The following is a 12721-nucleotide window of genomic DNA, read 5'->3' on the forward strand; positions in this document are numbered from 1 at the left end:
GGTCCGGGCGGGCGGGACTGTCAGAGGGGGCGGCTAGCCTTTTCACGTGCCCGCGCGTTCGTCCGTCCCTCCGGCCCTGCCGCCCTCCCCGCCCGCAAAAGCGCCGCAGGCGGCCGCCCTCACCGATCCCGAGCAGCTCAAGGAGCTCCTGGGGATCCCCTTCACGCCCGAACAGATGGCCTGCGTCACCGCCCCGCCCGCCCCGCAGGTCATCGTGGCCGGCGCCGGCTCCGGCAAGACCACCGTCATGGCCGCCCGCGTGGTCTGGCTGGTCGGTACCGGCGCGGTCGCCCCCGAGCAGGTCCTCGGCCTGACCTTCACCAACAAGGCCGCCGGCGAGCTCGCCGAGCGGGTACGGACCGCCCTCGCGCGCGCCGGGATCACTGATCCGGACCCCTCCCCGGCCGAGGCCGACTCCGCGGGCGGGGAGCCGCGCATCTCCACGTACCACGCCTTCGCCGGACAGCTCCTCAAGGACCACGGCCTGCGCATCGGCCTGGAGCCCAGCGCCCGGCTGCTCGCCGACGCCACCCGCTTCCAGCTCGCCGCCCGGGTGCTCCGCGAGGCCCCCGGCCCCTACCCCTCCCTCACCAAATCCGTTCCCGACCTGGTCAGCGACCTGCTCGCGCTCGACGGGGAGCTCTCCGAGCACCTCGTACCGCCGGAGCGCCTGCGCGCGTACGACACGGATCTCCTCTCCGCCCTCGCGGACGTGAAGCTGAGCAACGAGGACCTGCGCAAGGTCCCCGAAGCGGTCCGCGGCCGCCTCGAACTGCTGGAGCTGGTCTCCCGCTACCGCGCGGCCAAACACTCCCGCGACCTCCTCGACTTCGGCGACCAGATAGCCCTCTCCGCGCGGCTCGCCACCACCCGGCCCGAGGTCGGCGCCCTGCTGCGCGAGGAGTTCCGCGTCGTCCTGCTCGACGAGTACCAGGACACCTCGGTCGCGCAGCGGCTGCTGCTGTCCGGGCTCTTCGGCGGGGGCACCGGGCACGCGGTCACCGCCGTCGGCGACCCCTGCCAGGCCATCTACGGCTGGCGCGGCGCCTCCGTGGCCAACCTCGACGACTTCCCCGAGCACTTCCCGTACGCCGACGGCAGCCCCGCGACCCGCTTCTCCCTCAGCGAGAACCGGCGCAGCGGCGGCCGCCTCCTGGACCTGGCCAACGACCTCGCCGCCCCGCTGCGCGCCATGCACGAGGGGGTCGAGGCCCTGCGCCCCGCACCGGGCGCGGAGCGCGACGGCTCCGTGCGGTGCGCGCTGCTCGAGACCCACGCCCAGGAGCTCGACTGGATCGGCGACTCCGTCGCCCACCTGGTCCGCACCGGTACGGAGCCGCGCGAGATCGCCGTGCTGTGCCGCTCGGGCGGGGACTTCGCACGGATCCAGGCGGTCCTCGTCGAGCGGGACGTCCCGGTCGAAGTGGTCGGCCTGTCCGGCCTGCTCCACCTCCCGGAGGTCGCGGACCTCGTCGCCGTCTGCGAGGTCCTCCAGGACCCGGGCGCCAACGCCGCGCTCGTCCGGCTGCTCATCGGACCGCGCTGGCGGATCGGCGCCCGCGACCTGGCCCTGCTGGGCCGCCGCGCCCGCACCCTGATCTCCCGCTCCCCCTCCTCCTCCCACGACGACGACCGCCTCGCGGCAGCCGTGGAGGGCGTGGACCCGGCGGAGATCGTGTCGCTGGCCGACGCCCTGGAAACCTTCCTGGACGGCGCGGGCCAGTCCGCCCCCGACCAGCTGCCCTTCTCCGCCGCGGCCCGGGTCCGCTTCGCGCACCTCGCGCAGGAACTGCGCGACCTGCGCCGTTCCCTCGCGGACCCCCTGATGGACGTCCTGCACCGCGTCCTGTCGACGACCGGCCTCGACGTGGAGCTGGCCTCGTCCCCGCACGCGCTGGCGGCCCGCCGCCGGGAGACCCTGTCGAGCTTCATGGACGTGGCGGCCGGCTTCGCCTCCCTGGACGGCGAGGCCTCCCTCCTGGCCTTCCTCGGCTTCCTCCGCACGGCGGCCCAGTACGAGAAGGGCCTGGACCACGCCCTCCCCGGCGGGGAGAACACGGTCAAGGTCCTGACCGCCCACAAGTCCAAGGGCCTGGAGTGGGACGTGGTCGTGGTCCCCGACCTCTCCGCCGGCTCCTTCCCGAAGGAGAAGGCCCCGGAGGCCTGGACCTCGTACGCGAAGGTCCTCCCGTACGCCCTGCGCGGGGACGCGCCGACCCTCCCGCCCACCCCGGAATGGACCTCACCGGGCCTGCGCGCCTTCAAGTCGGCCCTGAAGTCCCACAAGGCCGTCGAGGAACTCCGCCTCGGCTACGTCACCTTCACCCGCCCGCGCTCGCTCCTCCTGGCCTCGGGCCACTGGTGGGGCCCGACGCAGAAGAAGCCGCGCGGCCCGTCCGAGTTCCTGACCGCCCTGTACGAACACTGCGCCGCGGGCCACGGCGAGATCGACGCCTGGGCCGACGCCCCCGCGCCCGACGCGGAAAACCCGGCCCTCTCCACGGACTCCACGCCGGACCACTCCTGGCCCCTCCCCCTGGACCCCACCTCCCTCACCCTCCGCCGCGAAGCAGCCACCCTGGTCGAGTCGTACCTCCACCCGCGACCCCGGGCGACCAACAGCCCCGCGGGCAACCCGAAGCCCTCGAACCCGTCGGGCTACCCGGACCACCCGGGCTACCCGGACCACCCGGGCTACCCGGACCACCCGGGCCACTCGGGTACCCCGGAGGGTTCGGGGGCCTCCGGGGAGACCCGGGAGCACCCGGCCTCCCCGGAGGACCCCTACCTCTGGCCCCCGCACTGCGAAGACCCCGCCTACGACGAGGAACCCCCGGCCCCGTGGCCGGACGAGGCCGACGAGTCCGCGGACACGACCATCCCGTGGCCGGACGAGGCCGCAGCGGCAGCCGCCCCGCGGCCGGACCAGGCCGCCGGGCCCAGCGCCGCGGACGACACCTGGCCGCAGGCCGGGGCAGGCCGGGGCACGCTCGCCGCCGCAGGCGGAACCCCGCGGGGGGTCCGGGGCACAGCCCCGGTTTCGGGAAGGGGCGGGGTGGGGGAAGAAAACGCCCCCCCGACCCCCGACGCCCTGTGGCCGCAGGACACCGACTGGTCCGCGCCCCGCACGCACCCTGCCGCGCCCGCCGCCGACGACCTGTGGCCGGAGGCCGAGCCCCGCCCGCGCCCCGCCGCGCCCGGCGGCGATGACCTGTGGCCAGAGGCCGAGGACCCGGCCCGGGCCAGGCCCCGCCCGCGCCCCGCCGCGCCCGGCGGCGACGACCTGTGGCCGGAGGACGAGGCCGGGGACGGCGACTGGGCCGCGGCGGAGCCCCGCCCGCGCCCCGCCGCGCCCGGCGGCGACGACCTGTGGCCAGAGGCCGGGCCCGGCCCCGGCCCCCGCCTCACCCCCGAGGACGCAAGAGCCATCGCCTCCTGGGACCGCGACCTCGACGCCCTGGAGGGCGAGCTCCGCCGCGCCCGCGAGGCCGTCCGCGACGTGGAGCTCCCGCCCGCGCTCTCCGCCAGCCAGCTGCTCCGCCTCGCCTCCGACGAGCAGGGCTTCGTACGCGACCTCGCCCGCCCCATGCCGAAACCCCCGCAGCCCGCCGCCCGCCAGGGCACCCGGTTCCACGCCTGGGTCGAGTCCCGCTTCGAAGAGCTCCCGCTGCCCCACCTCGATGTCCTCGACCCCCTCACGGACCTCCCGGGCGCCCAGCCTCCGGGCGGGGACGGCTCGGACCAGGACATCGCCGACGAGGCCGACCTCGATTCCCTCAAGGCGGCCTTCGAGCGCAGCCCGTACGCCGACCGGACCCCGTACCGCATGGAGGTCCCGGTCCAGCTGACCCTCGCCGGCCGGGTGATCCGCGGCCGGATCGACGCCGTCTACCGCACCACGGACGCGGACGCGGACGCGGACGGCAGCGGCAGCGTCGGCTACGAGATCGTCGACTGGAAGACCGGCCGCACCACCGAGGCCGACCCCCTCCAGCTGGCCGTCTACCGCCTGGCCTGGGCGGAAGCCACGAACACCCCCCTCGCCGAGGTCACGGCCGTGTTCCTGCACGTCCGCAGCGGCCGCGTGATCCGCCCCCGCAACCTCCCCGACCGCGCTCGTCTTGAGCAGATCCTCCAAGGCAAAACGGACACGGAAAGTGCCCATCGAACGGACGGCTAGGCTCGGGGGCATGAGCGACACCCCGGCGGACAGCGTCGTCCGCACGTACATCGACACGCACCGCGCCGCCTTCCTCGACGACCTCGCCGACTGGCTCCGCATCCCTTCGGTCTCGGCGCAGCCCGAACACGCGGACGACGTACGGCGCAGCGCCGACTGGCTGGCCGTGAAGCTCAAGGAGACCGGTTTCCCGGTCACCGAGGTCTGGCAGACGGCCGGCGCCCCCGCCGTCTTCGCCGAATGGCCGAGCGCGGACCCCGCCGCCCCCACCGTCCTCGTCTACGGCCACCACGACGTGCAGCCCGCCGCCCTCGCCGACGGCTGGCACACCGACCCGTTCGAGCCGGTGATCAAGGACGGCCGGATGTACGGGCGCGGCGCCGCCGACGACAAGGGCCAGGTCTTCTTCCACACCCTCGGCGTCCGGGCCCACCTCGCCGCGACCGGCGCGTCCGCCCCCGCCGTGCACCTCAAGCTGATCATCGAGGGCGAGGAGGAGTCGGGTTCCCCGCACTTCCGCGCCCTCGTGGAGCGCGAGGCGGCCCGCCTCGCCGCCGACGTCGTGATCGTCTCCGACACCGGCATGTGGTCCGAGACCACCCCCACCGTCTGCACCGGCATGCGCGGCGTCGCCGACTGCGAGATCGACCTGTTCGGCCCCGACCAGGACATCCACTCGGGTGCCTTCGGCGGCGCCGTGCCGAATCCGGCCACCGTCGCCGCCCGTCTCGTCGCGGCCCTGCACGACGCCGACGAGCGGGTCACGATCCCCGGCTTCTACGACAACATCGCCGAGCTCACGGACGCGGAGCGGGCGCTGATCGCCGAGCTCCCCTTCGACGAGAGCGAGTGGCTCCGTACGGCCAAGTCGTACGCGGCCTCCGGCGAGGCCGGCTACTCCACGCTGGAGCGCGTCTGGGCCCGCCCGACCGCCGAGGTCAACGGCATCGGCGGCGGCTACCAGGGACCCGGCGGCAAGACCATCGTGCCCGCCTCGGCGCACCTGAAGCTGTCGTTCCGGCTGGTCTCCGGGCAGGACCCGTACGAGGTCGAGACGGCCGTCACGGCCTGGGTCGCGGAGCGCGTCCCAGCCGGAATCCGGCATTCCATCACCTTCGGCGCCCCGACCCGGCCGTGCCTGACCCCGCTGGACCACCCGGCGCTGCAGTCGGTCGTACGCGCCATGAGCAGGGCCTTCGGCCAGAAGGTCCGCTTCACCCGCGAGGGCGGCTCGGGGCCGGCGGCCGACCTCCAGGACGTGCTGAACGCCCCCGTCCTCTTCCTCGGGATCTCCGTACCCTCCGACGGCTGGCACTCGCCGAACGAGAAGGTCGAGCTCGCCCTGCTCACCAAGGGGGTCGAGACGGCCGCCTACCTCTGGGGCGACCTGGCCGCCCACTGGAAGCCGGCGTCCGCTTGACGCCGCCGCACCCGCATCCGCACCCGCACCCGCCACCGCACACCCGTCCGTCCTGCTGAGCCTGCCTGTGTCCCGCCACCGGGGGAGTTGGAAGTACCTGTGAGCACCCATACCGAGTCCGAGCGTCCGATCTCGCTGGCCGCGCCCAGCGGAATCGACCGCGCCGCGCACCACCGCCTCGACGAGGCGTGGCTCGCCGCGGCGTGGAGCCACCCCAGCACCCGCGTCTTCGTCGTCTCGGGCGGCCAGGTCCTGATCGACGACACCCCCGACGGCGGCACCGCGATCGTGATGACCCCGGCCTTCGAGGCCCCGGTCACCGAGACCCACCGGTACTTCCTGGGGACCGACGAGGACGGCGTACGGTACTTCGCGCTGCAGAAGGACTCGCTGCCCGGCCGCATGGACCAGTCGGCCCGCCCCGCCGGGCTGCGCGAGGCCGGAATGCTGCTCTGCGCGCGGGACGCCGGGCTGATGGTGCACGCGGTGGCGCTGGAGAACTGGCAGCGCATGCACCGCTTCTGCTCCCGCTGCGGCGAGCGCACGGTGGTCGCCGCGGCCGGGCACATCCGCCGCTGCCCGGGCTGCGGGGCCGAGCACTACCCGCGGACCGACCCGGCCGTGATCATGCTGGTCACGGACGACCAGGACCGCGCGCTGCTGGGCCGCCAGGTGCACTGGCCCGAGGGCCGCTTCTCCACCCTCGCGGGGTTCGTCGAGCCCGGCGAGTCGATCGAGCAGTCGGTCATCCGCGAGGTCTGGGAGGAGGCGGGCATCAAGGTCGGCGAGGTCGACTACGTCGCCAGCCAGCCCTGGCCGTTCCCGTACAGCCTGATGCTGGGCTTCACGGCGCGCGCCGTCACCTTCGACATCGAGGTCGACGGGGACGAGATCCAGGAGGCCCGCTGGTTCTCCCGCGACGACCTGCGCACGGCGATCGAGGTCGGCGAGGTCCTCCCCCCGGCGGGCATCTCCATCGCGGCCCGCCTGGTCGAGCTCTGGTACGGCAAGCCGCTCCCGAAGCCGGTCACGGCCGCCTGACCCCCCCCGCACCGCCCGGACACCGACGAAGGCCCCCGCTCCGGCGGGGGCCTTCGTCCGTCCCTGATCAGGCGGCGCTGCCGCCGTCGCGGTCGGAGGACTGGCCGGACGGCTGATCGGACGAGTGCCCAGTTCGACGGCCGGTTGGCCGCTTCCCGGAGACGCAGAAGCCCCCGCCTCGGCGGGGGCTTTCCAAGCGTGGCGTTCAGCACATCAGACGGCGAGGGCCTGCTTGACCTGGGCCAGGCTCGGGTTCGTCATGACGGACTCGTTGCCCGCGGAGGAGGTGACGAGGACGGTGGGAACCGTCTGGTTGCCGCCGTTCGCCTTCTCCACGAACGCCGCGGACTCGGGGTCGAGCTCGATGTTGATCTCGGTGTAGGCGATGCCTTCCCGGTCCATCTGGCTCTTCAGCCGACGGCAGTAGCCGCACCAGGTCGTGCTGTACATCGTGACCGTTCCCGCGTCCTGCATGCTGCGCTCTCCATTCGTGGGTGCTCGTTGGTCCGATTGGCCCGAGGGGTTGAACGTACGGGACCGCGCGCCCATTCCCGCCCGCCCGCGGGCAGGTGCTCGTACACCGCTCCGGTAGGACCATGTTCCTGTCGGACGAGCGCGGGCGGCCTGTGGACGGATTTCCCGGCCTCCCCGGGAGACCTGGCAAGCTGGCGGGGTGACATCAGCAACGCACTCCTCATCCTTCACGCCCGGCGCCGACTCGGCCGACGCGGTGCTCCTGGGCCTGGACCCGGAGCAGCGCGAGGTCGCGACGACCCTGCGCGGGCCGGTGTGCGTGCTCGCGGGCGCCGGTACGGGCAAGACCCGGGCGATCACCCACCGCATCGCCTACGGGGTCTGGTCCGGCCAGCTGATGCCGGCGAGCGTGCTGGCCGTCACGTTCACCAACCGGGCCGCCGGCGAGATGCGCGGCCGCCTGCGCGAGCTGGGCGCGGGCGGGGTCCAGGCGCGGACCTTCCACTCCGCCGCCCTGCGCCAGCTCCAGTACTTCTGGCCCAAGGCGGTCGGCGGCGACGTGCCCCGGCTGCTGGAGCGCAAGATCCAGTTCGTCGCCGAGGCGGGCGCGCGCTGCCGCATCCGCCTCGACCGGGGAGAGCTGCGCGATGTCACCGGCGAGATCGAGTGGGCGAAGGTCACCCAGACCGTTCCCGCCGACTACCCGGCGGCCGCCCGCAAGTCCGGCCGCGAGGCCCCCCGGGACCTGGCCGAGATCGCCCAGATCTACGGGACGTACGAGCAGCTCAAGCGCGACCGCGGCATGATCGACTTCGAGGACGTGCTGCTCCTCACGGTCGGCATCCTGCAGGACCGCCACGACATCGCCGAGCAGATCCGCACCCAGTACCAGCACTTCGTCGTCGACGAGTACCAGGACGTCAGCCCGCTCCAGCAGCGGCTGCTGGACCTCTGGCTCGGCGAGCGCGACACCCTCTGCGTGGTCGGCGACGCCAGCCAGACGATCTACTCCTTCACCGGCGCCACCCCCGACCACCTGCTGAACTTCCGCACCAAGTACCCGCAGGCCACCCTGGTCAAGCTGGTCCGCGACTACCGCTCCACGCCCCAGGTGGTCCACCTCGCCAACGGGCTCCTCGCCCAGGCCAAGGGCCGCGCCGCCGAGCACCGCCTGGAGCTGGTCTCCCAGCGCGAGACCGGCCCCGACCCGGTCTACGCCGAGTACGCGGACGAGCCCGCCGAGGCCGAGGGCATCGCCCACCGGATCCGGGACCTCGTCGCTGCCGGCGTCCCGGCGGGCGAGATCGCCGTGCTCTACCGCATCAACGCCCAGTCCGAGGTCTACGAGCAGGCCCTCGCCGACGCCGGAGTCCCCTACCAGCTGCGCGGAGCCGAGCGCTTCTTCGAGCGCGCCGAGGTCCAGAAGGCGATCCTCGCCCTGCGCGGAGCCGCCCGCTCCGGCGGCAACGACCGGCTGCTCGACGACGTCGTGGAGCTCGGCTCGCAGGTCCGGGCCGTGCTCAGCTCCACCGGCTGGACCAGCGAACCGCCCGCCGGTTCCGGCGCCGTCCGCGACCAGTGGGAATCGCTGGCCGCGCTGGTCCGGCTCGCCGAGGACTTCGCCCGCAGCCGGCCGTCCGCGACCCTGGCCGACCTGACGGTCGAGCTGGACGAACGCAAGGCCGCCCAGCACGCCCCGACCGTCCAGGGCGTCACCCTCGCCTCGCTGCACGCGGCGAAGGGCCTGGAGTGGGACGCCGTGTTCCTCGTGGGCCTGACCGACGGCATGATCCCGATCACCTACGCGAAGACCGACGAGCAGGTCGAGGAGGAGCGCCGGCTGCTCTACGTCGGCGTCACCCGGGCCCGGCACCACCTGACGCTCTCCTGGGCCCTCTCCCGGACTCCGGGCGGTCGCGGGTCCCGACGCCCCAGCCGCTTCCTGAACGGCCTGAGGCCGGGCTCCCTGGCGCCGGGAAGCAGGCCGGGCGGTCCGGTCGAGCCCGGGGCCCGCAAGCGGGGCCGCCGCGGCCCCGCCGTGTGCCGGGTCTGCCGCAAGACCCTGACCGACGCCGGCGAGCTGAAACTGATGCGCTGCGAGGACTGTCCCTCGGACATGGACGAAGGGCTCTACGAGCGGCTGCGCGACTGGCGCGCCGTCCAGGCGAAGGAGCAGGGCATGCCCGGCTACTGCGTCTTCACGGACAAGACGCTGATGGCCATCGCGGAGGCCGCACCCTCGCAGGAGGGAGAGCTCTCGATGATCTCCGGCGTGGGTGCCCGGAAGCTCGAGCGGTACGGAGCCGACGTGCTGGCCATCTGTGCAGGTGAGGAGCCCGGGACGGAAGATCCTGACGACGCGTAGAAACTCGTCGGAAAAATAGTTTGCACATGCCCAGCGAAGCCCCATAGGTTCTTAGCAACGGAAACGGTGGCTTCTCCGAAGCCCCTGATCCGTGCTGTACTTATCCGAATACGCATGGGACCAGGCTTCCGGGCCGAAGTCCCCGAGACGCCGAGAGGAGGCGAGACCAGTGACCAGCTTCATCACCGCCAGCAAAATGACCGATCGCTCGGTCGCCGCTTCCTGCACCCTCGGCTCCTCCACGCTCCTTGCCCTCACGGGTACCGGTCTGCCGGTCACCGGTCTGTCCGCCATGTGCGCTGACAGCCCCGTCCGGCCCGCCGCGCCGAGCGCGCTGCTGGTCCGTGACCGCAATGAGCGACCGATCCAGGCACCGGTGGCAGTACTGGCAGCAGAAGCCCAGGCGCATGGCGCCTATGCCTTTGCGGCCGCAGCCGGTGCCGCCAGGGCCGGATCCAAGACGACGCAGACGAAGAAGCAGCACCACCTGATGTGGGCCTACCGCGGGCTCGAACCCTGGAGTGATCCAGTCTGATCTGACGATCAGGCAGGCGCCTTCAGGGCCGCGGAACCCCACCCGGGATCCGCGGCCCTTCTGTTTGTCCCCGAACAGGGGACGACGGACCGAAGGGGCGAGGTACCCCAGCCGCCCCCGGCCGACCGGCCGGAACGACTAGACGAACAAGACGAGGAAGAAACCACCGTGCAACTCGAAGCGCACGCCCCGTCCGTACCGAAGACCCAGACCCTCTCCCCGCCCGCAGTCCCGGAGGACTCCACCTTGACTCCCCTCACCGCGCTGACCGCGCTCGACGACGCCATCGAGAACCTCGGCGTGCCCGTCGCCTGTCGCACCTACGACCCCGAGGTCTTCTTCGCCGAGTCCCCGGCCGACGTCGAGTACGCGAAGTCCCTCTGCGGCACCTGCCCGCTGGTCGAGGCCTGCCTCGCCGGTGCGCTGGAGCGCCGCGAGCCCTGGGGTGTCTGGGGAGGCGAGCTCTTCGTCCAGGGTGTCGTCGTCGCCCGGAAGCGTCCCCGTGGCCGTCCGCGCAAGAACCCGGTTGTCGCGGCATGACCGCCAACGGAACCATCGACCGCCCCCTCACGCACGACCCCCTGAAGCAGGCCCTCATGTCCCCCCACGCCACCACGAGCGAGCAGCCGCACGGCTCCGCCACCGCAGACTTCATCACCGCCGGCGCGATCACCTCGCGTCAGAACAGGACCCGCGAAATGCAACTCATCCCAGAAGCCATGGCTCGTGCCCATATGGACGACCGCATGCGTGAGGCCGACGCCGAGCGTCTCGCCGTGCGCCTGGTCTCCGCGCGCCGCATGCAGCGTCGCGCCGAGCGCGTCTCGCTGCGCGCCCGGCGCGCGCTGGCCATGGCCGTCATGCACTAAGAGAGAGCTTGAGACAGCTCGAAGGAAACCACCGGGGGGACCGGCCCGAACGGGCCGGTCCCCCCGGTGCGTTGCGGACCGCCCGTCGGCCCCCGCGGGGATATCGTCTGGAGGTGGACCAGCCGACTCCCCACCCGGCACCGCCGGGAACCGAGGCCCCGCCCGTCGTCTGCGCGCGCTGCGGCGCCCAGTCCCCGGCCGGCGCCCCGCCCACCTGGACCTGCTCCGTGGAGAACGGGACCAGACAGTACTTCTGCGTCGACTGCGCGCGTGCGAACCTCCGCGCCATCGAAGGCCGCCTCGACTCCGCCTGGTGGTGAGAGCGCGGTGGTGAGAGCCCGGTGGCGCGCGCCTGATGGTGCGCGCCCGCTCGGGGCCGCCCGCCGCCGGGTTCAGCCCTCTTCGGGCAGGAACCCCGGCGCCCAGGACTCCAGTTCCTCGCGGAGCCTGACCGTGGCGCCGAGCTGGCACAGCACCCCGATGGTGCTGAGCGTCACCCGGTGGATCAGCAGGTAGGAGGGCGGCAGGTTGATCTGCCGGCCCAACTGGTGCGCGGGGGAGCGGGGGTCGGCGATCCGCGCGGCCTGGCCGCGCAGCCAGGTCCGGGTGAAGGTGAACTCCTCGGCCTCGGCCGGTTCGAGCATCGGCTTCAGATAGTCGAGCACCGCGTCGGGTTCCAGCTCGATGGACTCGCGCACGAACCCCTCCGCGCGCAGGTGCCCGTAGACCCCCTCGGCGTCATCGTCCAGCGCCATCCGAAGGGACCGGCCGATGGGCTTGGGCCAGCCGCCCGGCAGCCGGTCGACGGTCCCGAAGTCCAGTACGCCCAGCCGCGTCCGGCCGTCCGCCCCGGAGACCAACCGGAAGTTGCCCGGGTGCGGATCGGCGTGCAGCAGCCCGGTGCGCGCGGGGCCGGAGAAGAGGAAGCGGGCCAGCAGCTGTCCGGCGCGGTCGCGCTCCTGCGGGGTGCCGTCGGCTATCACCTCCGACAGCGGGGTCCCCTCGATCCACTCGGTCACCAGCACCTCGTCGCCCTGGAACACCACGTCCGGCACGAGCACGTCCTCGTCGCCGTCGAAGGCGTCCGCGTGCGTCCGCTGCGCCTCGGCCTCCAGCTCGTAGTCCAGCTCCTCCGAGACGCGGTCGCGCAGCTCCTTGATCAAGGGCTTGATGTCCATGCCCGGGATCAGCGGCCCGAGCAGCCCCGCGAACCGGCTCAGCTGCTTCAGGTCCGACAGCAGGGCCTCGCCGGCCCCCGGGTACTGGACCTTGACCGCCACCTCGCGGCCGTCGTGCCACACCGCCCGGTGCACCTGCCCGATCGAGGCCGCCGCGGCGGGCTTGTCCTCGAACTCCTCGAACAGCTCCCGCCAGTCCGCGCCGAGCCGCTCCGACAACACCTGGTGCACGGTGGCCGCGGGCAGCGGCGGGGCCGCCTCCTGCAGCTTCGTCAGCGCGGCCCGGTAGGGCCCGGCGACTTCTTCGGGCAGCGCCGACTCGAAGACCGAGAGCGCCTGGCCGAACTTCATGGCGCCCCCCTTCAGCTCTCCCAGTACGCGGAACAGCTGCTCAGCGGTGCGCTGCTGGAGCTCACGCGCCACTATCTCCGCCGACTTGCCGCCGATCCGCTTGCCGAGCCCCCAGGTGGCCCGGCCCGCTATGCCGAGCGGCAGCGCGGCCAGCTTGACGGTACGGGTGACCGCCTTCCGGGGAAGATCAGACATGAGCCCCTCCAATTCCCAGACAGCTGAGCCGTAAGCGGCCTTCGGGGGAGTCCCCCGAGGGCCTTCCCGGCCAAGGGCATCCTGTCATGACCCTCCGCGCCCACCCCGTCCGA

General features: G+C 73.1%; 10 protein-coding genes. 8 read left to right on the forward strand and 2 right to left on the reverse strand.

Annotation, left to right across the window (positions count from 1 at the left end):
• The first annotated feature begins 76 nt into the window (after positions 1 to 76).
• The 3 genes from AC3IYI_RS26770 (at position 77) to nudC (ending at position 6641) form a co-directional block, all read left to right on the forward strand.
• Positions 77 to 4180 (forward strand): ATP-dependent helicase, encoded by a 4104-nt coding sequence (locus AC3IYI_RS26770; protein ID WP_489411682.1) that lies wholly within the window; start codon positions 77 to 79, stop codon positions 4178 to 4180.
• 10 nt (positions 4181 to 4190) lie between these two features.
• Entirely contained in the window at positions 4191 to 5600 is a 1410-nt protein-coding gene (locus AC3IYI_RS26775; RefSeq protein ID WP_489406128.1) for a dipeptidase, read from the forward strand.
• 87 nt (positions 5601 to 5687) lie between these two features.
• Positions 5688 to 6641: an NAD(+) diphosphatase gene (gene nudC / locus AC3IYI_RS26780; RefSeq protein ID WP_489406129.1), complete on the forward strand. Its 954-nt coding sequence runs from the start codon at positions 5688 to 5690 to the stop codon at positions 6639 to 6641.
• A gap of 213 nt (positions 6642 to 6854) precedes the next feature.
• On the opposite strand, the gene AC3IYI_RS26785 is transcribed toward nudC, so the two are convergent.
• Positions 6855 to 7115, reverse strand: coding sequence for a mycoredoxin (locus AC3IYI_RS26785; protein WP_243336058.1), 261 nt, complete (start codon positions 7113 to 7115; stop codon positions 6855 to 6857).
• A gap of 199 nt (positions 7116 to 7314) precedes the next feature.
• Here AC3IYI_RS26785 and AC3IYI_RS26790 point away from each other — a divergent pair, with 199 nt between their 5' ends.
• From AC3IYI_RS26790 to AC3IYI_RS26810, 5 genes are all read left to right on the forward strand, one after another.
• Entirely contained in the window at positions 7315 to 9480 is a 2166-nt protein-coding gene (locus AC3IYI_RS26790) for an ATP-dependent DNA helicase UvrD2 (RefSeq protein WP_489406130.1), read from the forward strand.
• A gap of 169 nt (positions 9481 to 9649) precedes the next feature.
• Positions 9650 to 10015 (forward strand): hypothetical protein, encoded by a 366-nt coding sequence (locus tag AC3IYI_RS26795; protein WP_489406131.1) that lies wholly within the window; start codon positions 9650 to 9652, stop codon positions 10013 to 10015.
• Between the two features lie 168 nt (positions 10016 to 10183).
• Positions 10184 to 10555, forward strand: a complete 372-nt coding sequence (locus tag AC3IYI_RS26800; RefSeq protein ID WP_214949242.1) for a WhiB family transcriptional regulator — start codon at positions 10184 to 10186, stop codon at positions 10553 to 10555.
• Positions 10552 to 10884 carry a hypothetical protein gene (locus AC3IYI_RS26805; RefSeq protein ID WP_489406132.1) on the forward strand — a complete coding sequence of 111 codons (333 nt, stop codon included), beginning with the start codon at positions 10552 to 10554 and terminating at the stop codon, positions 10882 to 10884. The genes AC3IYI_RS26800 and AC3IYI_RS26805 overlap by 4 nt, the downstream gene beginning before the upstream one ends.
• Positions 10885 to 10997: 113 nt before the next feature.
• Positions 10998 to 11204, forward strand: a complete 207-nt coding sequence (locus AC3IYI_RS26810; protein WP_243336061.1) for an ADP-ribosylation factor GTPase-activating family protein — start codon at positions 10998 to 11000, stop codon at positions 11202 to 11204.
• 72 nt (positions 11205 to 11276) lie between these two features.
• On the opposite strand, the gene AC3IYI_RS26815 is transcribed toward AC3IYI_RS26810, so the two are convergent.
• Positions 11277 to 12608 carry an ABC1 kinase family protein gene (locus AC3IYI_RS26815; RefSeq protein WP_489406133.1) on the reverse strand — a complete coding sequence of 444 codons (1332 nt, stop codon included), beginning with the start codon at positions 12606 to 12608 and terminating at the stop codon, positions 11277 to 11279.
• Between the last annotated feature and the right edge of the window lie 113 nt (positions 12609 to 12721).

The organism is Streptomyces sp. GL_148 (genome assembly GCF_057834205.1).

Bases quoted from the DNA above. Each gene is read 5' to 3' on its own strand.
- AC3IYI_RS26805 (WP_489406132.1), top strand. From the start codon at position 10,552: ATGACCGCCAACGGAACCATCGACCGCCCCCTCACGCACGACCCCCTG.
- AC3IYI_RS26815 (WP_489406133.1), bottom strand. From the start codon at position 12,608: ATGTCTGATCTTCCCCGGAAGGCGGTCACCCGTACCGTCAAGCTGGCC.
- AC3IYI_RS26775 (WP_489406128.1), top strand. From the start codon at position 4,191: ATGAGCGACACCCCGGCGGACAGCGTCGTCCGCACGTACATCGACACG.
- AC3IYI_RS26785 (WP_243336058.1), bottom strand. From the start codon at position 7,115: ATGCAGGACGCGGGAACGGTCACGATGTACAGCACGACCTGGTGCGGC.